General features: G+C 62.5%; 23 protein-coding genes. 19 read left to right on the plus strand and 4 right to left on the minus strand.

All coding sequences use genetic code 11. The features are described from left to right. Window positions 1–44 precede the first annotated feature (44 nt). The 4 genes from F1609_RS15235 to kynU form a co-directional block, all read right to left on the minus strand. Window positions 45–527, minus strand: a complete 483-nt coding sequence (locus F1609_RS15235) for a hypothetical protein (RefSeq protein WP_167077245.1) — start codon at window positions 525–527, stop codon at window positions 45–47. A 133-nt stretch (window positions 528–660) separates the two neighbouring features. Next, the gene (locus F1609_RS15240; protein WP_167077246.1) at window positions 661–2,466 is read right to left on the minus strand and encodes a carbohydrate-binding protein; all 1,806 of its coding nucleotides are present in this window, start codon (window positions 2,464–2,466) and stop codon (window positions 661–663) included. 258 nt (window positions 2,467–2,724) lie between these two features. Further along, window positions 2,725–3,567, minus strand: a complete 843-nt coding sequence (gene kynA / locus F1609_RS15245) for a tryptophan 2,3-dioxygenase (protein WP_167077247.1) — start codon at window positions 3,565–3,567, stop codon at window positions 2,725–2,727. A gap of 22 nt (window positions 3,568–3,589) precedes the next feature. Continuing rightward, on the minus strand, window positions 3,590–4,828 hold the full coding sequence (gene kynU, locus F1609_RS15250; RefSeq protein ID WP_167077248.1) for a kynureninase: 1,239 nt from the start codon (window positions 4,826–4,828) through the stop codon (window positions 3,590–3,592). 212 nt (window positions 4,829–5,040) lie between these two features. On the opposite strand from kynU, the gene F1609_RS15255 reads away from it, so the two are divergent. From F1609_RS15255 to F1609_RS15345, 19 genes are all read left to right on the plus strand, one after another. Next, window positions 5,041–7,062, plus strand: a complete 2,022-nt coding sequence (locus F1609_RS15255; protein WP_167077249.1) for a S8 family serine peptidase — start codon at window positions 5,041–5,043, stop codon at window positions 7,060–7,062. 443 nt (window positions 7,063–7,505) lie between these two features. Then, window positions 7,506–7,823: a flagellar transcriptional regulator FlhD gene (gene flhD / locus F1609_RS15260; protein ID WP_126075177.1), complete on the plus strand. Its 318-nt coding sequence runs from the start codon at window positions 7,506–7,508 to the stop codon at window positions 7,821–7,823. Between the two features lie 53 nt (window positions 7,824–7,876). Further along, on the plus strand, window positions 7,877–8,464 hold the full coding sequence (flhC, locus tag F1609_RS15265) for a flagellar transcriptional regulator FlhC (protein WP_167077250.1): 588 nt from the start codon (window positions 7,877–7,879) through the stop codon (window positions 8,462–8,464). After that, the gene (locus F1609_RS15270) at window positions 8,461–9,291 is read left to right on the plus strand and encodes a class I SAM-dependent methyltransferase (RefSeq protein ID WP_370661635.1); all 831 of its coding nucleotides are present in this window, start codon (window positions 8,461–8,463) and stop codon (window positions 9,289–9,291) included. Before flhC ends, F1609_RS15270 begins: the two co-directional genes overlap by 4 nt. Window positions 9,292–9,476: 185 nt before the next feature. Then, a complete protein-coding gene (motA, locus tag F1609_RS15275; RefSeq protein ID WP_099876852.1) occupies window positions 9,477–10,337 on the plus strand; it encodes a flagellar motor stator protein MotA in 861 nt (286 codons plus the stop codon). 56 nt (window positions 10,338–10,393) lie between these two features. Beyond that, window positions 10,394–11,320, plus strand: a complete 927-nt coding sequence (gene motB / locus F1609_RS15280) for a flagellar motor protein MotB (protein ID WP_167077251.1) — start codon at window positions 10,394–10,396, stop codon at window positions 11,318–11,320. Between the two features lie 28 nt (window positions 11,321–11,348). After that, window positions 11,349–11,897 (plus strand): chemotaxis protein, encoded by a 549-nt coding sequence (locus F1609_RS15285; RefSeq protein ID WP_167077252.1) that lies wholly within the window; start codon window positions 11,349–11,351, stop codon window positions 11,895–11,897. A 61-nt stretch (window positions 11,898–11,958) separates the two neighbouring features. Continuing rightward, on the plus strand, window positions 11,959–12,324 hold the full coding sequence (locus tag F1609_RS15290) for a response regulator (RefSeq protein WP_054267173.1): 366 nt from the start codon (window positions 11,959–11,961) through the stop codon (window positions 12,322–12,324). Between the two features lie 55 nt (window positions 12,325–12,379). Beyond that, window positions 12,380–14,542, plus strand: coding sequence for a chemotaxis protein CheA (gene cheA / locus F1609_RS15295; RefSeq protein ID WP_167077253.1), 2,163 nt, complete (start codon window positions 12,380–12,382; stop codon window positions 14,540–14,542). A gap of 36 nt (window positions 14,543–14,578) precedes the next feature. Beyond that, entirely contained in the window at window positions 14,579–15,073 is a 495-nt protein-coding gene (locus F1609_RS15300; protein WP_166872881.1) for a chemotaxis protein CheW, read from the plus strand. Window positions 15,074–15,172: 99 nt separating this feature from the next. Next, complete coding sequence (locus F1609_RS15305) at window positions 15,173–16,876, plus strand: methyl-accepting chemotaxis protein (RefSeq protein ID WP_167077254.1); 1,704 nt, start codon at window positions 15,173–15,175, stop codon at window positions 16,874–16,876. 53 nt (window positions 16,877–16,929) lie between these two features. Then, a complete protein-coding gene (locus F1609_RS15310; RefSeq protein ID WP_167077255.1) occupies window positions 16,930–17,775 on the plus strand; it encodes a CheR family methyltransferase in 846 nt (281 codons plus the stop codon). 29 nt (window positions 17,776–17,804) lie between these two features. Next, entirely contained in the window at window positions 17,805–18,413 is a 609-nt protein-coding gene (gene cheD, locus F1609_RS15315) for a chemoreceptor glutamine deamidase CheD (protein ID WP_187363029.1), read from the plus strand. 39 nt (window positions 18,414–18,452) lie between these two features. Continuing rightward, window positions 18,453–19,517, plus strand: coding sequence for a protein-glutamate methylesterase/protein-glutamine glutaminase (locus tag F1609_RS15320; protein WP_167077256.1), 1,065 nt, complete (start codon window positions 18,453–18,455; stop codon window positions 19,515–19,517). A gap of 140 nt (window positions 19,518–19,657) precedes the next feature. Continuing rightward, entirely contained in the window at window positions 19,658–20,056 is a 399-nt protein-coding gene (cheY, locus tag F1609_RS15325) for a chemotaxis response regulator CheY (protein ID WP_054267179.1), read from the plus strand. Window positions 20,057–20,058: 2 nt separating this feature from the next. Beyond that, a complete protein-coding gene (cheZ, locus tag F1609_RS15330; RefSeq protein ID WP_167077257.1) occupies window positions 20,059–20,724 on the plus strand; it encodes a protein phosphatase CheZ in 666 nt (221 codons plus the stop codon). 75 nt (window positions 20,725–20,799) lie between these two features. Then, entirely contained in the window at window positions 20,800–22,008 is a 1,209-nt protein-coding gene (locus F1609_RS15335; RefSeq protein ID WP_167077258.1) for an EAL and HDOD domain-containing protein, read from the plus strand. A 302-nt stretch (window positions 22,009–22,310) separates the two neighbouring features. Then, window positions 22,311–22,616: a cyclic-phosphate processing receiver domain-containing protein gene (locus tag F1609_RS15340; protein ID WP_167077287.1), complete on the plus strand. Its 306-nt coding sequence runs from the start codon at window positions 22,311–22,313 to the stop codon at window positions 22,614–22,616. A 10-nt stretch (window positions 22,617–22,626) separates the two neighbouring features. Next, complete coding sequence (locus tag F1609_RS15345) at window positions 22,627–22,977, plus strand: hypothetical protein (protein ID WP_167077259.1); 351 nt, start codon at window positions 22,627–22,629, stop codon at window positions 22,975–22,977. The last annotated feature ends 93 nt before the right edge of the window (window positions 22,978–23,070 follow it).

Consider the following 23,070-nt stretch of genomic DNA (forward strand, 5'->3'; position numbering starts at 1 on the left):
CTAAACACCGCACCGGTCGCGTACGCGGGCGTGCGGGTGCGCGCTCAGAAGGACAGGGTCAGCGATCCATGAAAGGGCACGGACGCCCAGCGCGCCGTCAACGCCAATGCACCCTCGTACAGCAGTGCGTGCGCGTCGATCCCGGCCAGGTCAAAGGGCGCGCGCTCGCGTGCCATGCACGCCGTGCGCACCGCTTCGGTGAAGTCGGCCTGGTCGAAGCGGCCGCTCCAGAGTTGGGTCTGGAGCGCTTCGACCACTGCTTCGACCTGGATCGCCTCGGTTTCCACCTGCCTGCCGGCCGGATCGTGGGCGATCTCCATGGCGAAGCTGGCCTCGGCGCCGCGCGCAACCAGTCCGGTGAAGCCGTTGCGCAGTCCCAGCCGCGATTCGACCACGTAGTGAACCAGGTCGTGCGGCAGGATGCCCTGGCGCGGCATCGCGGTCTGGGTGCTGCTGCCGTCGTCGCGCACGTAGCGCAGGCGGTCGAGTTTGTCGGATTTGCCGAGTTTTTCCGCTATCAGTTGCATCTTCTCAGGTGCGATGGACGGCCGCGAGCACCGCATCGATAAAGTGATTGTTATCGACATGGTAACGCAGGTGGTGAGCGGCGGCGCAGATCGTCACAGCGCCGCCGCCCGCCTGGTGTGGCGCCTGTCCGGCTTAGCGCGCGCCCTTGCTGACCTTGATCCAGTTCAGGTTCCAGCCGCCCTGTTTCGCATACACCCCGAAGGAGTGGCTGCCGGCATTGAGCGTGACGGTCTTGTTGACCGACGCCCAGTTCTGCCAGCCGCCGGTGGCCGGCAGCGCCACCGTGGCGTAGGTCGGCTTGCCGCCGGCTTCCTCGAAACTCAGTTCGCCCCCGCTCGGGCTGGCGACCCGGAATTCAATGGTGTAGGTGCCGGTTTCGGGAATCGTCACCGGTGAGTTGGTGTACGACATCCAGTCGCCCGTCTCGATATGGCTGGCGTTCCTGCCGCCACCGGCGTCGGTCGTCTGCTCCGACTCCACCCCGCTCATGCTGGCGTGGTCTTCGGCCTGGATCAGCGCGATCTGGCCGCCCGATCCGGCGGCGGCGATGCCGATCCAGTTCAGGTTAAAGCCGCCGGCCTTGGCCGCGATGCCGATCGACTGCTTGCCGGCCGGGAGCTGCACATTGTGCGAGATGGTGTTCCAGTTTTGCCAGCCGCCCGTGGCACCCACCGCGATGGTGCCGAACACCGGGCTGCCGCCCGCCCGTTCCAGGCTGATGCTGCCGCCGCCATTGGCGCTGGCCACGCGGTACGAAACCGTGTACAGGCCGGCGGCGGGCACGTCGACCGTGTAGTTCATCCAGTCGCCGCTGTCGATATAGCCGACGTTCTGGCCGCCGCCGGCGTCCAGGGTGGTTTCAAGCTGCACGCCGCTCATCTGGCACCAGGCTTCGGCCTGGATGGTCGACGGCACGCCGGCCGTGGCGCAGCCGGCGTCGGTCACCTTCGGCCAGTTGCGCACCGTCTCGCGCGCCTGCTTGCCCGATTCGGTCAGGTCCCAGTTGGCCCAGCCGCCGGTGGAGCTGGCGCCCGGCACCAGGCTGGCCGAACCCTCGCGGGCGTCGTCCAGCGCCCAGTTGGCGTTGCTCAGCTTGTGCTTCTGCATGAAGTCGATCCAGGCGTTGGTTTCGGGGTAGTTCACGCCGCCGTTGCCGTCTGCATTGACCGAACCCCATTCGGTTACGAACAGGGCCAGGCCGTTGTTCATGGCGGTGGCAGCCTTGTCGCGCAGGTATTGGGTGTGGTTGCCGGCGTAGAAGTGCAGGGTGTAGGCGATGTTGGAGTGCCCCGTGATGGGGTTGCGCGAGGCGATGTCGGCGTCCTGCGACCAGTGCGGCGAGCCGACGATGATCAGGTTATCCGGGTCGATCGCGCGGATCGCCGCGATCACCGCCTGCGCGTACGGCCTGACGTGGGCGTCCCAGGTGACGTCGTCCTTCGGCTCGTTGTAGATCTCGTAGATGACGTGCTTGTTGTTGCCGTAGGTGCGCGCCATCTCCTGGAAAAACGCGATCGCCTCGTTCTGGTGGCGGAAGGCGTAGTGCGAGTGCCAGTCGATGATGACGTACATGTCCCTGGTAATGGCGGCGTCCACCACGGCCTTGACGCGCGCCTTGTTCTCGGCCGGGAACTCGATATAGCCTCCCTTGTCTTCCACGCCCATGGCGGCGCGCACCAGGGTGGCCTTCCAGTCGTCCTTGAGCCAGCCGACCGCGCCGGCGTTGTAGAAGCGCGCGCCGGGCCATTCGTTGTTGGACCAGTACAGGCTGCTGCCGCTGATGCTGCCCGGTTTGCCGCCGACCAGCACCTGGTTGCCGGCCACCGACAGCGCCGGCACGTCGGCCAGCGCGGCGCCGGCGCACAGCGACAGCGCAAGGGCGCCGGCAAGGCGGGTCAAAGTGCGGGATGCTGCTGCGTTCTTGAGGGTCATGCTCATCGCTATTGTCTCCTGAATGGATGTCGGTGAGCGAGGGGCGACGGGCCAGTGGCGGGATCGGGCTTGCTGCCATCTCGATGTTTGCTCGGCGCGCATGGCGCTGCGGTAGTCTCTGATTTAGGTTTGAAATCGTTTTCAGTTGACTGTGGAGCATTTGACATCAGGGGGAGGACGAAGTCAATGGAAACGTTCCCGATCTGCGTCATGCAAGATACACTGACTCACGGCAAGTGCAGTCGGGATCGGGTCTTGCGCTGCTTACAGGGCCGTGCGCAGCGCGAACAACTCGGGGAACAGCACCACGTCGAGCATCTTGCGCAGGTAGCTCACGCCGGCCGTACCGCCGGTGCCGGTTTTAAAGCCGATGATGCGTTCGACCGTGGTCACGTGGCGGAAGCGCCAGAAGCGGAAGGCGGTCTCCATGTCCACCAGCTTTTCGGCCAGTTCGTACAAGGCCCAGTGCTGCGAGGGGTCCTTGTACACCTCGAGCCAGGCCGCCTTGACCGATTCGTCGGCTTGCGTGGGCAGGGTCCAGTCGGCGTTCAGGCGTTCGGGCGCGATGGCAAAGCCGCTGCGCGAGAGCAGCATGACCGCTTCGTCGTAGACCGAGGGCGCGCGCAGTTCGCGATCGAGCACCGCGTGCGCGGCCGGCGCGGTTTCATGCACGTTCAACAGCGCCGCGTTCTTGTTCCCGAGCAGGAATTCAAGTTCGCGGTACTGGTGCGACTGGAAGCCCGACGAGGCCCCGAGGTACGGACGGATGGCGGTGTACTCGGGCGGCGTCATGGTGGCCAGCACGTCCCACGCATGCACCAGCTGGTCCATGATGCGCGCCACCCGCGCCAGCATCTTGAAGGCCGGGGCCAGTTCGCCGGCGCGCAGGTTGGTGCGCACCGCCTGCAGTTCGTGCAGCATCAGCTTGAGCCACAACTCGCTGGTCTGATGCTGCACGATGAACAGCATTTCATTGTGGTTGGGCGAGCGCGGATGCTGGGCACCCAGGATCTGGTCGAGTCCCAGGTAGTCGCCGTAGCTCATCGCTTCGCTGAAATCCATCTTGGCGCCGTGCCATTGGGCCGGGCATGTTGCTTCATCGGACATGGTGTGCTCTCAGGATGTTGGTTCAGGTGACTGCGCCGCGGCTGGCGGCAATATCGTAGGCTCGGTCATCGAGGATCTGGCGCAGGATCTCGACCGCGTCCCAGACCTCGGCAAAGCTGGTGTACAGCGGCGTGAAGCCGAAGCGCATGATGGCCGGCTCGCGGTAGTCGCCGATGACGCCGCGCGCGATCAGGGCCTGCATCACCGCGTAGCCGTGCGGGTGGGTAAAGCTCACGTGGCTGCCGCGCCGCGCGTGCTCGCGCGGGGTGGCAAGGCCGAGCGGATGGCTGGCGCAGCGTTCTTCCACCAGGGCGATGAACAGGTCGGTCAGGGCCAGCGACTTGGCGCGGATGGCTTGCATGCTGGTTTGCTCGAAAATCTCCAGTCCGCATTCGACCAGGGTCAGCGAGACGATCGGCTGGGTGCCGCACAGGGCGCGCGCGATGCCGGCGGCCGGCTCGAATTCGGGCGCCATGGCGAACGGCCGGGCGTGGCCCCACCAGCCCGACAGCGGCTGGATGAAGGCGGCCTGGTTGCGCTCGGGCACCCAGATAAAGGCCGGCGCGCCAGGGCCGCCGTTGAGGTACTTATAAGTACAGCCGACGGCCAGGTCGGCGCCGTCGCCTTGCAGGTCGAGCGGCACGGCGCCGGCCGAGTGGGCCAGGTCCCACAGGATCAGCGCGCCCTGTTCGTGTGCGTGGCGGCTCATGGCGGCCATGTCGTGCTTGGCGCCGGTGCGGTAGTTCACATGGGTGAGCATGACCACGGCGCAGTCCTGGCCAATGGCGCCTTCAAGCTGCTCGACCGAGTCGACCAGGCGCACTTCGTAGCCCCGGTCGAGCCAGCTGGTCAGGCCCTGGGCCATGTACAGGTCGGTGGGGAAGTTGCTGCGCTCGGTGACGATGACCTTGCGCTCGGGCGAGCCCGATTGCATGTGCAGGGCGGCGGCAAGCGCCTTGAACAGGTTGAGCGAGGTGGTGTCGTTGACCACGACTTCGCCGGCTTTTGCGCCGATCAGCGGGGCCAGGCGGTCGCCCAGGCGCTTGGGCAGGTCGAACCAGCCGGCCGTGTTCCAGCTGGTGATCAGGTCGGTACCCCATTCGCGCGCGATGACGTCCTGGGCGCGCGCGAGGGCGGCGCGCGGACGGGCGCCCAGCGAGTTGCCGTCGAGGTAGATCACGCCGTCGGGCAGGTCGAATTGCTGGCGCAGGGGGGCCAAGGCGTCGCCGGCGTCGAGGGCCAGGCAGTCGTTACGGTTCATTGTTCACCTTAAAAAATACTTTAGGCTTCATCTATTTAGCCAATGCGGGAGTTTAACAAGAATTCGGGCTTCTCCGGAAAGCTTGTTCGCGAATTCAGAAAAATTGCAAGAAATGAAAAGTTGAAATGTAAGAATTATTGATTAAATAGTCATTTATCATGGATTTGTCGTCGGTCGCAAGGGCATGCCGCCAGAGCGCCGGACGCCGGTCGATGCGTGGGCAGGTCTGTCTGCGCTACATTTCCAGCCTGATTTACTACTTGAGAAAAGTGACTATGAAACTAATCAAACACTTGCCAGTTCTCGCCTTGACGCTTTGGATACCCCTGGCATATGCCCAGGCCGCCACCGGCGCAGCCGTGCCATCGCTTAGCCTGGCCCAGGTGAAAGCGGGGCTGACGCCCGCCGCATCGAAAAAGATTCGTCCCCAATTGCTCGACGCGGTGTCGAGAGGCGAGCAGCGCGAGGTGATCGTGATGTTCCAAGACCAGTCGGGCGCTGCAGCCGTCAAGCAACAGGCGCAGCGTCTAGCGATCGAGAAAGATGCGTTCGGCGCGACGCGCCGCAATGTCCAGGCAACACTCGGCGCCGCCAATGTCGTGTTTCTGCGTGAATATAAGCATCTTCCACTTGCCGTGGTACGGGTAGAGAACAACGCCGGGCTGATGAGCTTGCTGAATCATCCCCTGGTCGTCCATGTCGGTGAAAACGTCACCATGCAGCCGCAGACCAGCGAGAGCTTGCCCCTAATTCATCAGCCACAGGTCATCGCAACCGGCCGCCGCGGCACAGGCAGCACGGTTGCCATGCTTGACGTCGGTGTCGAAACCGCGCATCCCTCGCTTGGCTTTTGCGGTGTCCCGGTTCCGCCGCCGTCCTGCCGGATAGTCGAGATCGTCGATAAGTCGGAAGCGGGATTCACGACCGGTGACGATGCCGATCATGGCACCACGGCGGCAGCTGTCGTGGCCCAGACGGCGCCAGGGGCGAAGATCGCCGTTGTCGACATTTTCGTGCGGAAGACGTCCAGTCCCAAGCTCATTTTTGCCGGTATCGACTGGGCCATCGAGAATCAGGCGAAATATAATATCGTGGCCCTGAATTTGAACGCGGCATATGAGGACAGTGGCGGCGGCTTGTGTACTCCGGGTAACAGCGACCTCGCAATCATGAGCGCTACACTCGACCGGCTGAGGGCGCTCAGGATCTTTCCCGTCATCGCTGCCGGCAATAACTTCGAACTGAACGGGAGGCCGAATTTTCCTGCGTGCGCCGCAGTGGGCAAAACGGCGGCGGTCGTCGGGGCCGTCTACGACCAAAACATGAAGTATGCAGGTGGACACGGATGCAACGATGACAATGCCCGGACAAACCAGATGACCTGCTTTTCAGCTCGTTATCCCTGGGTGAATATTGCCGCACCGGGCGCTATCATCTACACCGGCAGCCACCTGCCCGGCAGCCAATCCGGCACATCGTATGCGGCACCGCACGTCGCCGGTGCCGTCGCCGTACTTCGCGCTCCGGACGCGGCGCCTGGGGACACTGTGGAGCAGACCTGGGGACGGCTAAGCAATACCGGGCTCGAAATCGTTCCCCACACGCAGGGCCAGAAACCGACTCCGCGCATTCCGCGTCTGGACTTGATGGCGTCGCTCAACAGCGTGTTTTACGTCACCGTGACGCAGCAGTTCTACATCAGCCTGCTGGGGCGCCCCGCTGACCCAAGCGGCCTGCTCGGGTTCTCCCATGGTTTGCGCGACACCGGCGCACCATCGACGCTCATGGAGCTCAACAGGTTGTACGACTATAGTACGCAGATCCGCTCACTGGTCGACTCGGTCGGGGCCAGTGCCGAAGCGAGCGCGCTTTACCCTGGCGACAACGCGGCCTTCGTGACGGCGATGTACCAGAATATCGTCAACCGCACTCCCGACGCGGGCGCTTTGGCCTATTGGAAAGGCCAACTCGACAGCGGAGCCATGACGCGTGGCAGGCTCGCGCTGGCGATCGCTTCCTTCCTGGAGCAGTACAACGACGGTGCCACTTTGTATAAAAAAGCGGCAGTGGCGACCAACTTCACGAATGCGCTCGACCAGCCGGCCGAAGTGGCCAGCTACCAGCGTTCCACCGCCGAAGCGCGCGCCATGCTGAAAACGGTCAATGCGCTGACCTACGTCGAACAGATGGATGCGGTTATCCAGAGCACAATCGCAAGCATGCTTAATCGTTAACAATCCGGCCGGGACGCGCCACGGCGTCCCGGCTGTTCCCCGGTTGAATTTTTTTTCAAACAACCCTCAAGTTCCGCCCCCAGCCGCCGTAAATGACTCAGACACGCGGGAATTTAAAATATTTTCAGATTTTTTGAATTTATTTTAAAAAAACCCTCAAGTTCCGCAAAAGTTTGACGTAACCGGTACAAGACGACAGAAAAACCGCGTCGACGGGTCAGTGACACCGCGCCCCACAATCCGCTTTTCCGCCCCGTTCTCATAGGGGCGCGACCATGATCCGGCAGGGTTCGTAGGACGAACACCTACGGACTTGCCTCATCTGTACCTCACCCAAAATACAGGCGCGCGCCTATTCTCGTATTGTTGCTGTACAGTCAGAATCTATCTCACTGGCAATACGAACACAGCGCCAGATTTCAACGGATTGAAGGAGACGGAAAATGACTGCGAACGACATGATGGCTGAAATTCGTGATGCGAACCTGAGCTACCTGATGCTCGCCCAGCAGATGATTCGCGCCGACAAAGTGACCGCGATCTTCCGTCTCGGGATTTCGGCGGACATCGCTGAACTGATCGAAAACATGAGCAATTCCCAGATCCTGAAGCTGGCCGGCGGCAACATGATGCTGGCGCGCTTCCGCTTCGACGATAGTGCTATCCTGTCGATGTTGACCAGCAACAGCAAAGACCGCGTCCTCGCCCAGTCCCACGCCGCCATCCTGATGGCCGGCCAGGCAGTCGAAGAAATCGTGTAAGCGCCTTGTCTTTTTTGCAGCAGTCGCAGCCAAAAACAGCAACAGGAGCCCTCATGTCCAAGAAAAGCGTGGTATCGGAAGCACAGGAAATCGGCCTGGCCATGGAGCTGATCAACCTGGGCGCCCGCCTGCAGCTGCTCGAGACCGAAGTCTCGCTTTCGCGCGAACGCCTGCTCAAGCTGTACAAGGAACTCAAGGGCGTGTCGCCGCCGAAGGGCATGCTGCCGTTCTCGACCGACTGGTTCCTCACCTGGCAGCCGAACATCCACGCCTCGCTGTTCATCAATATCCATAAATTCCTGGTCGATCACGCCGGCGCCACCGGCATCGAAGCGGTCATGAAGGCCTACAAGCTGTACCTCGAACAAATGCCGCCCGAGCCCGGCGTCGAACCGTTGCTGTCGCTCACGCGCGCGTGGACCCTGGTGCGCTTCTTCCAGAGCAAAATGCTGGCCATGGCCCCGTGCGACAAGTGCCAGGGCAAGTTCGTGGTCGATTGCCTCGACCTGAACCACGCTTATCAGTGCGGTCTGTGCAACATGCCTTCACGCGCCGGCAAGACCAAGAAGGTCAAGGACGCCAAGGATGCGAAGGACGCGAAAGATGCGCACAGCGCCGCGACGGCGCTCCTGAACGCGTGACCCGCCCCGGCGTGACCGCAAAACCTTCCTCCCGCACATCCACCGAAGGGCAGGGCGCAAGCCTTGCCCTTCGCCGCATCTGGCGCGCTCCCGCCGTGCAGGCGCTGCTGCTGCAATGCCTGGCTTTTCCGCTGACCCTGCTCATCGTGTTCCTGCTGGCGCGCAGCGGCGCAGTCCTCTCGTATGCCGATTGCGCCCTGGTGCAGGGCGTCCTCGCCTGCGCCATGACGCGCCTGCGCGGCCTGGCCGTGTGGTGGCTGGGGATCCAGCTGGTGTTTCCGCTGGCGCTGATGGGCACCCTCAAGCTGGACATCCCGCCGCCGCTGTTCCTGGGCGTGTTCCTGTTCCTGCTGGCGCTGTACTGGTCCACCTTCCGCACCCAGGTGCCGTACTACCCGTCCGGCAAGTGGGTCTGGAATGAAGTCGACAAGCTGCTGCCCAAAGACAAGCCCTTGCTGGTGATCGATATCGGCAGCGGGCTGGGCGGTTTTACGATGGAGCTGGCGCGGCGCCGCCCTGAGTCGGTTTTTGTGGGCATCGAGCTGGCGCCGCTGCCCTGGCTGCTGAGTTTTCTGCGCGCCCGGATAACCGCAAGTCGCGCACGTTTTGTGCGTGGCGATTACGACAATCTTGATTTAAGTAACTACGATGCGGTGTTCGCTTATCTGTCGCCGGCGCCAATGAGTGCTTTATGGAACAAGGCCTCAAAAGAGATGCGTCCCGGTAGCATTTTGCTCAGTTATGAGTTTCTGATAACGGAAAAAACGCCGGATATTATTCTTATGCCTACAGGGCGTGGCGCGCCTCTCTACGGATGGCACTTTTAGGAGACAGACGGCAGGGTTTTCCTTGCCGCTCGGGCCGTCTCACGCTATTGTAGTTCCGTATGTAAATTAAATGAATCGAGCCATTTAAAGAAACGACAGCATTCATTGCCATTCATATATTGGCGTTGTTATCTTTAAAACGTCGGGCGCTGCCCGAGCTCTTTCCAACCTGGGAGTTCCCGCACTTGTTAGTCATACTCGGATACATCATCGTTTGCGGTTCGGTCTTCGGCGGCTTTGCCGCCAGTGGCGGCCACCTCGCGTCGCTGTTCCAGCCGCTCGAACTGGTGATGATCGGGGGCGCGGCTTTCGGCGCTTTTTTTGTGGGCAATAATAGCAAGTCGATCAAGGCCACGCTCAAGGCCGTCCCCGGCCTGTTCAAGGGTTCGCGTTATACCAAGGACCTGTACATGGAAATGATGTCGCTGCTGTTCGATGTCCTTTCCAAAGTGCGCAAGGAAGGCTTGATGTCGATTGAAGGCGATATCGAAAATCCGGAACAAAGCCCGGTATTTTCCAAATATCCCGGCGTGCTGGCGGACCACCATATTGTCGAATTCATGACAGATTATCTGCGCTTGATGGTATCGGGAAATATGGACGCCTTTCAGATTGAAAATCTGATGGATAACGAAATTGAAACGCACCACCATGAAGGCGCGGTGCCGGCCCATTGCATCGCCAAGCTGGGCGACGGCTTGCCGGCCTTCGGCATCGTGGCCGCGGTGATGGGCGTGGTGCACACGATGGAGTCGGTCGGCATTCCGCCGGCCGAACTGGGGATCCTGATCGCCAAGGCGCTGGTCGGCACCTTCCTCGGTATCTTGCTGGCCTACGGCTTCGTCGGCCCGCTGGCCAGCCTGCTCGAACAGAAGCTGGAAGAGTCGACCAAGATGTTCCAGTGCGTGAAAGTGACCCTGCTGGCGAGCCTGAACGGCTACGCGCCGGCGCTGGCGGTGGAATTCGGACGCAAGGTGCTGTACTCGACCGAGCGGCCCACCTTCGCCGAGCTGGAAGAACACATCAAGAAATCGAAGACCAAATAAGCCCATCATGCCCAGCCACTTAGCCCCTTGCATGATGCCGACCAGACGGAGCGCGTATGTCCGATGAAGGCCTGCGGCCGATTATCGTCAAGCGCATCAAAAAGACCGCCGCCGGCCACCACGGCGGCGCCTGGAAGATCGCCTACGCCGACTTCGTGACGGCGATGATGGCCTTCTTTCTGCTGATGTGGCTGCTCGGTTCGACCAGCAAGGGTGATTTGAACGGCATTTCCGAATTTTTCCAGACCCCGCTGAAGGTGGCGCTGGCGGGCGGCTCGGGCAGCGGCGACAGTTCCTCGATCCTGCAGGGCGGCGGCCAGGATCTGTCGCGCCGCACCGGCCAGGTCAAGCGCGGCGAGAACCCGGACAAGAAGTCGTTCGACCTGAAGGCGGCCAAGGCGGCGCTGGAAGCGGCCGAGGCGGACCGCCTCAAGACGCTCAAGGCCAAGCTGGAAGCGACCATCGAAGCCAATCCGCTGCTGAAAAAATACAAGAACCAGCTGCTGCTCGATATCACCAGCGAAGGCTTGCGGATCCAGATCGTGGACGAATTGAACCGGCCCATGTTCAACCTGGCCAAGGCCGAACTGCAGCCGTACACGCGCGACATCCTGCACGTGATCGGGATCGTATTGAATGAAGTGCCGAACCGGATCGGCCTGTCGGGCCACACCGATTCGACGCCGTACATGAGCGACACCGGTTACAGCAACTGGGAATTGTCGGCCGACCGCGCCAACGCATCGCGCCGCGAACTGGTCATCGGCGGCATGAGCGACGCCAAGATCCTGCGCGTGGTGGGGCTGGCCTCGGCGGCGCCGCTGGACCGCCAGGATCCGTTTTCGGCGGCCAACCGGCGCATCAGCATCATCGTCATGAACAAGCGCACCGAAGACGCGGTCATGCGCGACGGCGCCTCGATGGACGTGCCAGAGCAGCCCGGCGTCGCTACGCCGGCGGCAGAACCGAAAGCGGCGCCATGATGGCCAGGGAAGTTACGGGAGAGGGCGAATGACAAGAAAGAAAATACTGGGCTCGCACGTGAAGCGCTTGCTGTCGGGCGTGTCGGATCACGGCAAGAAGCACTTGACGGAAGTCGAAACCGATCTGCTCCAGACCCATTTGCTGCTGGAAGAGGCCATCGACAAGCTCACCAGCAGTTTCATGGCGATCCACACGGCGGTCGGTGCCCAGCAGGACACCATCAACCTGCTGCTGGCCGGCGGCACGCCGAGCGCGGAAGACAGCGCGCGCCTGGGCGCCATGTCGGGCGAGATCGGCGCGCACGTGAACACGGCCATTACCAGCATGCAGTTCCAGGACATGACGAGCCAGCTGATCGACCGCACGCTCAAGCGCGTGACCGGCTTGCGCGAATTTCTGGGCACCCTGGGCGCGCACGGCGCCGACATCGTGCCCGAGACGAACAGCGAAGAAATCGTCGACCTGCTCGGCAAGGTCAGCATGGCGCTGGCGATCCAGTCGCTCGAATTACGCAGTGTACTAAGAAAAGCAGTCAATCAGCAGCATCTGGAAAGTGGCGACATAGAACTGTTCTAAGGTTCACTCTCGATGATTATGGGCGCGGTGCCCCCCCGATTTAAAAATAGCAGGAGCAAAAATGGCTAAAACAATACTCGCAGTCGACGATTCCAGTTCGCTGCGCCAGATGGTGGCATTCAGTCTCAAGGCCGCGGGCTACCTCGTGGTGGAAGCGGTCGATGGCCAGGACGGGCTCGAAAAAGCCAAGCAGCAAACGGTCGACCTGGTGCTGACCGACCAGAACATGCCGCGCATGGACGGCCTGTCGCTGATCAAACTGCTGCGCGGCCTGCCGGCGTACCAGAAGGTGCCGATCCTGATGCTGACCACCGAATCGTCCGACGAAATGAAGACCAAGGGACGTGCCGCCGGCGCCAATGGCTGGCTGGTCAAGCCGTTCGACCCGCAGCGCCTGATCGAAGTCGTCAAAAAAGTCATCGGCTGATGAACCGGGTGGGAGCACGCGCAATGATGCATCGCGAAATTCACGGAGTCCGACCATGACCATCGACATAAGCCAGTTTTTCCAGGTCTTCTTCGATGAAGCCGAAGAACTGCTGGCCGAAAAAGAGCGTCTGCTGCTGGCCGTCGACATCGCGTCGCCGGATCCGGAAGACCTGAACGCCATTTTCCGCACCGCCCACTCGATCAAGGGCGGTTCGTCGACGTTCGGCCTGAACGACATGACCGAAGTGACCCATTTCCTGGAGTCGCTGCTCGACCGCATCCGCAAGGGCGAAATGGCGCTCACCGCCGAACACGTCGACGCCTTTTTGGCCGCCAAGGACATCCTCAAGATGCAGCTCGACGGCCATCGCAACGGCGCCCACGTCGACCAGGATGCCGTGGCCAACGTGCGCATGATGCTGCAAGAGCTCTCGCAGGACGTGGTGCCGGTGGCCGCGCCGCCGGCGCCGTCGTTCGTGCAAAGCGCGATCAAGGCCAACGTGAGCACCGGCGGGCGGCGCTACCGCATCGAGATGCCGCACGTGGAGCAGCGCGATGTGAATGCGCTGACGGCTGAACTGGGCCTGCTCGGGCGCGTGTCGGTCATGCCGCTGCCGGGCGAGCGCCATGCGATTACCGTCACCACGCACGAGTCGCTGGAAGATATTATTGCGATCTGCTCGTTCGTGCTCAATCCCGACGACCTGAAAATCTTCGAGGCGCCGGCCTTGACGCCGGAGCAGCAGATCATCGAAGACCGCGAACGGGCCAAGGTCGAAGACGACATGGGCTACGGCTTTTTCGATCCGATCGACGCCCCGACCCAGGAACAGAGCGAGGAGGAGCGCGGTTACGGCTTCTTCCAGCCGATCGAACATATCCGCGCCACGGCCGGCATCGTGGCGCCCACGGGTAACAGCGCGGCCAGCGCCGCACCGGTGCAGCAGGTGCGCGCCGAGCCGCCCGAGACGGGCGAACCGGCCGAGAAAAAAGCCGTCGCCAAAAAAGACGACAAGCACGCCGCCGCCGAATCGTCGTCGATCCGGGTGTCGATCGAAAAGGTCGACCAGCTGATCAACCTGATCGGCGAACTGGTGATCACCCAGGCCATGATCGAGCAGCGCAGCGACGCGCTCGACCCGATGGTGCACGAACGCCTGTTGAACAGCGTCAGCCAGCTCACGCGCAACACGCGCGACCTGCAGGAAGCGGTCATGTCGATCCGCATGATGCCGATGGATTTCGTGTTCTCGCGCTTTCCGCGCATGGTGCGCGACCTGGCCGCCAAACTGGGCAAGAAAGTCGACTTCATCACCAACGGCGCCGCCACCGAGTTGGACAAGGGCCTGATCGAACGGATCGTCGATCCGCTCACCCACCTGGTGCGCAACAGTATCGACCACGGCATCGAAATGCCGGAGGCGCGCGCCGCCGCCGGCAAGACCGAAGCGGGGCGCCTGTTCCTTTCGGCCGGCCACCAGGGCGGCAATATCGTGATCGAAGTCTCGGACGATGGCGCTGGCCTGAACCGCGAACGCATCCTGGCCAAGGCGCTGCAGAACGGCCTGCCGGTCAACGACAACATGAGCGACGCCGATGTCTGGCAGCTGATCTTCGCGCCGGGCTTTTCGACCGCCGAAACCGTGACCGACGTCTCCGGGCGCGGGGTGGGCATGGATGTCGTCAAGCGCAACATCATGGCCATGGGCGGTTCGGTCGATATCCGCTCGGCCAAGGGTTTCGGCACCACGATCTCGATCTCGCTGCCGCTCACGCTGGCCATTTTGGATGGCATGTCGATCCGCTGCGGCGAGGAAGTCTATATCCTGCCGCTCGGCTTCGTGGTCGAGTCCTTGCAGCCGGCGCCGGACGATATCAAGGAAATTTCGGGGCGCGGACCGGTGATCAAGGTGCGCGGCGAATACCTGCCCCTGATCCCGCTGTACCAGATGTTCGACATTACGCCGCGCTTTACCAACCCGTGCGAAGGGATCGTCGTGATCCTCGAGTCCGACGGACGCAAGGCCGGCCTGTTCGTGGACGACCTGGTCGGCCAGCAGCAGGTCGTGGTCAAGAACCTCGAATCGAATTACCGCAAGGTGACCGGGATTTCCGGCGCCACCATCCTCGGCGATGGCGGCGTGTCGCTGATCCTCGACGTCACGGCCCTGATGCGCTCCTCGCGCCAGCTGGCCGACGACGCCATCTTCTCCTAACCAATACCAGCAACCAGATAGGGATTTATCATGTCAATGACTTCAACCTCCTCCAAGAACGGCGACGTCAAGGATGGCGCAGGCAGCGAATTTCTGGCCTTCACGCTCGGCTCCGAAGAATACGGGATCGACATCCTGAAAGTGCAGGAAATCCGCGGCTACGAAGCGGTCACCCGCATCGCCAATGCGCCCGAATTCATCAAGGGCGTGATCAACCTGCGCGGCATCATCATTCCGGTGGTGGACATGCGCATCAAGTTCAACCTGGGCACCCCGGTGTACGACCAGTTCACGGTCGTCATCATCCTCAACATCGGTGGCCGCATCATGGGCGTGGTGGTCGACAGCGTCTCGGATGTGACCACGCTCACCCCCGAGCAGATCAAGCCGGCCCCGGAAATGGGCACCGCCTTCGGTTCCGACTACCTGGTCGGCCTGGGCACCGTGGACCAGCGCATGCTGATCCTGATCGACATCGACAAGCTGATGTCGTCGGGCGAAATGGGCCTGATCGAAAAACTGGCCGCGTAAGACGCACGCAATCAACCCTGTCCACGGCCGCAATGCCGGCGCGAGCGGTTCGACAGAAGCCGCCGTGCCAATAACATATGAAGTATCGAGGAGAGAACCATGAATCTGCGCGATTTTAAGATTGGTACGCGCCTGGCGTTCGGTTTCGGCAGTATCCTGCTGATCCTGGTGGCGATGGCGTTGATGGCGAGTGTGCTGAACTCGCGTAACAAGAACAGCCTGATGACGGGCCTGGCCAGTTCCAGCGCCCAGAACCTGCATGCGGCCAGCATGAAAAGCGCGATGCTGGAAACCGGCATCGCGATGCGCAATATCGGCCTGCAGTCCGACGTGGCGCTGATGCAGAAGGAACAGGACAAGGTCAAGGCCCAGAGCAAGCGCTATGAAGAGGCGCGCACGCGCCTGCAGGCCACCGGCCTGGACGACGCCGAAACCAAGCTGCTGGCCGACGTCGCCGCGCTCGACAAGGAAGTCGACGCCGCCTTTAAAGAAGCCATCGGCCAGGTGCTGGCCTTTAACAGCGAGGGCGCGGCCAAGGTGATCGCCACGCGCATCGACCCGCTCAACCAGAAGACCCTGGAAGTGCTCAACAAGCTGGTCGACAAGCAGCAGGTCGAAGCCGACGACTTCCTGAAAAAATCGGTGGAAGCCGACCAGCGCGTGGGCATGATCATGTTCGTCGTGTGCGCCCTGGCCGTGGCGCTGGGCGTGGTGTGCGCACTGGTGATCACGCGCTCGATCGCGCTGCCGCTGCTGGGCGCCGTCTCGGTGGCCAAGAAGGTCGCCGCCGGCGAACTGACTTCCGAGATCCGGGTCGCGGGCAAGGATGAAACCAGCGAACTGCTGCAGGCGCTCAAAGACATGAACGACAGCCTGTCGAAAACCGTGGGCGACGTGCGCTCCGGGACCGAGATGATCACGGTGGCCTCGCAGGAAATCGCTTCCGGCAACGCCGACCTGTCCTCGCGCACCGAGTCGCAAGCCAGTTCGCTCGAAGAAACCGCCAGCTCGATGGAAGAACTCACCTCCACCGTCAAGCAAAATGCCGACAATGCGCGCCAGGCCAACCAACTGGCCGTGTCGGCGTCGTCGGTCGCGGTCAAGGGTGGCGCCGTGGTATCGCAGGTTGTTGATACCATGGGCTCGATCAAGGAAAGCTCGCGCAAGATCGTCGACATCATCGGCGTCATCGACGGCATCGCGTTCCAGACCAATATCCTGGCGCTGAACGCCGCCGTGGAAGCGGCGCGCGCCGGCGAACAGGGTCGCGGTTTCGCGGTCGTGGCGTCCGAAGTGCGCAACCTGGCGCAGCGCTCGGCCGGGGCGGCCAAGGAAATCAAGGCGCTGATCGGCGACTCGGTCGACAAGGTCGATGCCGGCAGCAAGCTGGTGGACGAAGCGGGGCAGACCATGGACCTGATCGTGACCTCGATCAAGCAGGTGGCCGACATCATGGGCGAGATCACCGCCGCCACCCAGGAACAGAGCAACGGCATCGAAGAAGTCAACCAGGCCATCACCCAGATGGACGAAATGACGCAGCAGAACGCGGCCCTGGTCGAGGAAGCCGCCGCCGCCGCCGAGAGCATGCAGGAGCAGGCCCAGTTGCTGGCCGCCGCCGTGAGCATCTTCAAGCTCAGTGGCGACGAGCGCAAGGTGTTGACGCCGGCGCCGGTACGCACCGTGGCGGCGGCGCCGAAGAGCGTCTCGCGCGCGGTGGCCACCGTGGCCAGGCCGGCGCAAGCGCCGAAGCCGAAAAAGGTGGCCACCTCGGCGCCGGGCGACGACTGGGAAGAGTTTTAAACGTTGCGGCCACTTGGCACCACGCGCAGTCAACATGAAAACAGGGTGAAGCAGTGACGCAAACGAAAACCGACACCGTCAAGGAGTTCAACTTCACCAAGAGTGATTTTGAGCGCGTGCGCGCGCTGATTTACCAGCGCGCCGGCATCTCCCTGGCCGACAGCAAGCAGGAAATGGTCTACAGCCGCCTGGCGCGGCGCCTGCGCGCCACCGGTATCGTCTCGTTCGGGCGCTACCTGGACGACCTGGAAGCGGGGCGCCTGGGCGAGGAGTGGGAGTCGTTCACCAATGCGCTGACCACCAACCTGACCTCGTTCTTCCGCGAAGCGCACCACTTCCCGCTGCTGGCCGAGCATGTGAAGAAGCTGCGCGACCATCCGATCCAGATCTGGTGCTCGGCCGCGTCCACCGGCGAAGAGCCGTACTCGATCGCCATGACCGTGTGCGAAGCCTTCAACACGCTCACGCCGCCGGTGCAGATCATCGCCACCGACATCGACACCAACGTGCTGGCCACGGGCGCCCACGGGGTGTATGCGATCGACCGCATCGAGAAGATGGAGCCCGAGCGCGCCAGGCGCTTTTTCTTGCGCGGCAAGGGCGACCAGGACGGCATGGTGCGCGTGCGCCCCGAACTGCGGGCGCTGGTCACCTTCAAGCAGCTCAACCTGCTGGGCGACGGCTGGCCGGTGAAAGGCCCGTTCGACGTCATTTTCTGCCGTAACGTGATGATCTATTTCGACAAGGCGACCCAGCGCAAGATCCTGGCGCGCTTCGTGCCGCTGATGAAGCCCGATGGCCTGCTGTTTGCCGGCCATTCCGAGAACTTCCTGTATGTCTCGGAGTCCCTCAAGCTGCGTGGTAAAACCGTGTACGAACTCGATGGTCGCAAACCTTGACGCGACCCGCACCGAACTGAGAATTGAACATGGCTATCGAAATCAAAGAACAATTCGCGACCAACGTGTATTACGACCGTACCTTCGACTGCGACGCGGCCAAGATCCTGCCGGGCGAGTACTACTACACGCCCAAGGACATGCTGATCGTGACGGTGCTCGGTTCCTGCGTGTCGGCCTGCATCCGCGACAAGGTCACCGGCCTGGGCGGGATGAACCACTTCATGCTGCCGGACGGCGGGAGTGACCCGAACAGCCCGATCTCGGCCTCGATGCGCTACGGGACGTACGCGATGGAAGTGCTGATCAACGACCTGCTCAAGGCCGGCGCGCGGCGCGAGAACATGGAAGCGAAAGTGTTCGGCGGCGGCGCGGTGCTGCGCGGCTTCACCGCGATCAACGTCGGCGAGCGCAATGCGGCGTTCGTGATGAATTTTCTGAAGACCGAAAAAATGCGGGTGGTGGCCGAAGACCTGAACGACATCTGGCCGCGCAAGGTGTATTTTTTCCCGCGCACCGGAAAAGTCCTGGTCAAGAAGCTCATGCAGACCCATAACGACACCCTGGCGCGGCGCGAACTCGATTACGCCAGCCGCCTCAAGGTGCAGCCGGTGGGCGGCGAGATCGACCTGTTCTGACCGTCCCGACCACACTACCGATAGCACTGAAAGCACTATATGAAGATCAAAGTACTGATCGTGGACGACTCGGCGCTGATCCGCAGCGTCATGAGCGAGATCATCTCCAGCCAGCCCGACATGGAAGTGGTGGGCGTGGCGCCGGACCCGCTGGTGGCGCGTGAACTGATCAAGCAGACCAACCCGGACGTGCTCACGCTCGACGTCGAGATGCCCAAGATGGACGGCCTCGATTTCCTCGAAAAACTCATGCGCCTGCGCCCGATGCCGGTGGTGATGGTGTCGTCCCTGACCGAGCGCGGTTCCGAAATCACCATGCGCGCGCTGGAACTGGGCGCGGTCGATTTCGTGACCAAGCCGAAGATCTCGATCCAGAGCGGGATGCGCGAGTACACCGAACTGATCTCCGACAAGATCCGGGCGGCGTCCAAGGCGCGCATCAAGCCGCGCACCGTCAGCGCCGAAAAACCCAGCGGCGCTTTGCCGGCCCTGCGCAATCCGCTCACCTCGTCCGAAAAACTGATCATCATCGGCGCCTCGACCGGCGGCACCGAGGCGATCCGCGAATTCCTGATGCAGATGCCGTCCGACTGCCCCGGCATCCTGATCGCCCAGCATATGCCGGAAGGGTTCACCACCTCGTTCGCGCGCCGTCTCGACACCCTGTGCAAGATCAGCGTGCGCGAAGCGGCCGGCGACGAGCGCGTGCTGCCGGGGCACGCCTACATCGCCCCCGGCCACTCGCACTTGCTGCTGGCGCGCTCGGGCGCGAACTATGTGACCCGCATCGAACAGACCGACCCGGTGAACCGGCACCGGCCTTCGGTCGACGTGCTGTTTCGCTCGGCGGCCCAGGCGGCCGGCAAGAACGCGGTCGGCGTGATCCTGACCGGCATGGGAAAAGACGGCGCGGCCGGCATGCTGGAAATGAAAAACGCGGGCGCCCACAACTTCGCCCAGGACGAAGCCTCGTGCGTGGTGTTCGGCATGCCGCGCGAAGCGATCGCCATGGGTGGCACCCACGAAGTGGGGGCGTTAACCGCGCTGCCGGGCATGGTCCTTGGCTATCTGGCAACGCATGGCAGCCGTGCGTTGCGCGTTTGATCCGGTTTGCGCCGAATTACTGTCTTTTTGCTGCTCGTTTATTCGCTTCACAGCAACAAAACTGCTATCCTTTAGTCTGCTTCCGCCCCGTCGGGGAAGTCTGTCAATAACCATAGTAAGAGAATCAACGGAGTAATTTAATGGCCGATCCAAAGATGCGTTTTTTAGTTGTTGACGATTTCTCCACGATGCGCCGCATCGTGCGTAATCTGTTGAAAGAACTGGGTTATGCCAACGTCGACGAGGCGGAAGACGGCGTCATGGCGCTGGCAAAGCTGCGTAGCGAAACATTCGACTTCGTGGTCTCGGACTGGAACATGCCGAATATGGATGGCCTGACCATGCTGCAGAACATCCGCGCCGACCCGGCGCTGGCCAAGCTGCCGGTGCTGATGGTCACGGCCGAGGCCAAGAAAGAAAACATCATCGCTGCCGCCCAGGCGGGTGCCAACGGCTACGTCGTCAAGCCGTTCACGGCGGCCACGCTCGATGAAAAGCTGAACAAGATTTTCGAGAAGCTCGAAAAAAGCGGAGCGTGACCATGAGCGAGCACCTCAGCGCAGGCGCAGGCCAGTCGGCCGCAGGGTCGGACGAGCCGGGCGTGCACGACGAGTTCCTCAGCCGCATCGGACACATGACGCGCGCGCTGCACGACAGCCTGCGCGGCCTGGGCCTGGACAAGCTGATCGAAAAAGCCGCCAGCGACATTCCTGACGCGCGCGATCGCCTCGACTATGTGGCGCGCCTGTCGGAACAGGCTGCGCAAAAGGTGCTCACCGCAACCGAAGCGGCCGGCCCGCTGCAGGACCAGATCGACAGCGGCGCGGGCGGCCTGGCCGCCTCGTGGCAGTCGCTGCTCGATTCGCCCGCCACCAGCGACGCCGAATGGCGCGCGCTGGCCGAGCGCAGCGTAGCCGCCATGAATCAGGCCCGCACGGCCAGCAGCGCCACCAAGGGCTACCTGATGGACATCATGATGGCCCAGGATTTCCAGGACCTGACCGGGCAGGTGATCACCAAGGTGACCACCATTACCCGCAACCTGGAACAGCAACTGGTCCAAATGCTGGTCGATTTTGCGCCGGCCGAGGTCAAGCGCGAATACGACAACGGGCTGCTCAATGGCCCGCAGATCGACCCCACCCGGCACGACGTGGTTTCGAACCAGGGCCAGGTCGACGATCTGCTGGACAGTCTGGGCTTTTAAGCCGGCCGAGAGTTTCAGCCGGCGGCGGGGCGCATTGCCCCGCTTTCGCATGGCATCACCTACACGACCCATACAATGCACGAATCAAACTTTATCGTCCGCGAACCCCTGCTCGATCCCAAGCAGCGCGTGATCGGTTATGAATTATCCTGGCAGCATCATGAAGGCCAGGCCGTCACCGACGAAGAACTCGAAGCCCTGATCGGCTTCGTCGCCGAGAACGTCAATGACGAAGAGCACGGCTGGCTGCTCAAAGACAAAGTCCTGTTCCTGGACGCAGTCCCGGACATGCTCTCGACCGATGCGCTGTTCGCCATGCCGCCCGAGCGCACCGTGCTGACCATGAAAGCGTCCGACCTGGCCGACCCCGACACCCTGGCGGCGGTGCAGGGCCTGCGCGCCGGCGGCGTTGGCATTTCGGTGCGCGACGGCGACCTGGCCCACCTCGGCAAGAACCTCGGCATGAGCGCCTCCTACATCGAAGTGCGCTTCTCGGGCGCCGACGTGGCGGCCCAGGCCCGCACCTATGCCGCCGCCAAGCAATCGTCGGTGCGCATGGTCGGCCGTCCGGTCACCACCTGGGCCGACTTCGACGCCTGCGCCGCGCTCGGCCTGGATGCCTTCGTCGGCAAGCTGCACCTGACCCCGCGTCCCGGCGCGCCGGTCAAGGGCATGAACCCGGCCCAGACCATCATCCTGCAACTGATGCAGATGGTGCAAAAGAACGAAGACATTCCCAAGATCGAAAGCGTGCTCAAGCGCGATCCGGCGCTCTCGTACAAATTGCTGCGTTTCATCAACTCGGCGGGTTTCGGGGTCGGGCGCGAGATTCAATCCTTGCGCCAGGCCATCACCATGCTCGGTTATTCGCCGATGTACCGCTGGCTGACCCTGTTGCTGGCCACGGCCAGCACCAGCGGCTACTCGCCGGTGCTGATGGAAACGGCGGTGGTGCGCGGGCGCTTGACCGAACTGCTTGGCAACAAGGGCTTGCCACGCAGCGAGAGCGAAAACCTGTTCATGACCGGCATGTTCTCCCTGCTCGACCGCCTGCTCGGTTTGTCGATGAAAGAAGTGCTCGACACCATCCAGCTGCCCGATGAAGTGGTGCGCGCGCTGCTGACACGTGGCGGCGCCTACGGCCCGTACCTGGCGCTGGCCGAAGCGTGCGAGCTCAACTCGCAGCTGGTGGCCTCGCTGGCCAAGTCGATCAATATTGCCCCGGTGGACGTCAACAAGGCCCACCTGTCGGCGCTGGCCTGGGCGCAGAACCTGACGACGTAAGCGCCACGCTTGCTATAGTTTACAGAAGGCCTGCCGGGGTCAGTCCTCCGATTCGACATCATTCGAACCGGAGGACTGACCCCGGTGCCGTTGACAACGCTGGTTTTACGGCGACGATAAATGCTGAGCAGTAAGGTATCCCAAAAGATATAATTAGAACAATGGAGGCACGCGCTGGGTTGCGCTGCGTTGCCGGTGCTGGAGGGGCCGGCGATGTCGGTTCCTGATTGCAATAATATATTGGAAATCCCTTGGAAAAGCATGCCCCCCATGCCGTTGAGATGCCTGCAAGGACGGCGCGGATAAAAGTCTACCTCGACGACGAGCGCCGCACCCCGGATGGCTGGGTACGCGTGTACTGGCCGCAGGAGGCGATTGCCTTGCTGCGCACGGGCCAGGTGACCGAGATCAGTCTCGATCACGATCTCGGCGACGATGTGCGAGGCACCGGGTACGACGTGGTGCTGTGGATCGAGGAGCAGGTCATGACGGCCGGCTTTCGCCCGCCGGCAATGCGGGTGCACTCGGCCAATGCGTCGGCATGTGAAAAGATGCAGGCGGGCATCCGCACAATCGAAGCCTACGCCGGCAGGGCTGGCGCTGAATAAGGAAAGTCTTGTGGGGAAACGTTTTATCTCGCGCGTGGTGACGGGATTCGTCATGGCTGCGCTGGCTGGCGCGGCCTGTGCCAATCCGGTCCATCTGCGGATTGCCAAGATGACGCAAACCAAGCGCCAGGCGGCCCTTGGGGAGATGGTGGAGCATGCCGGTATCAAATGCATCGGCATCAAGCGCGCGATCTACCAGGGCAGCGACGAGGGCGGCACGGCGCTGTGGAGTGCGCGTTGCGTCGATGGCCGCCTGTTTGCGGTAGAGATCGCCGGCGCCGCGGACGGCGCCGCCCGCGTGGTGCGCTGCCAGTCGCGCAAGCGGGGCGCCGGCAACTGCAAGTTCAAGGGCAGGTTCTGAACACGCCCGGCTTTCCAGGATGAATCCGTTTCCTAACCGAGGTCCGATCCCGATGCTGGTCGTTGCAAAACCGGGGTCTGTCCCCGGTTTTGC

The sequence above is a fragment of the Massilia aquatica genome (genome assembly GCF_011682045.1).
Taxonomy (GTDB): Bacteria; Pseudomonadota; Gammaproteobacteria; order Burkholderiales; family Burkholderiaceae_D; genus Telluria_A; species Telluria_A aquatica.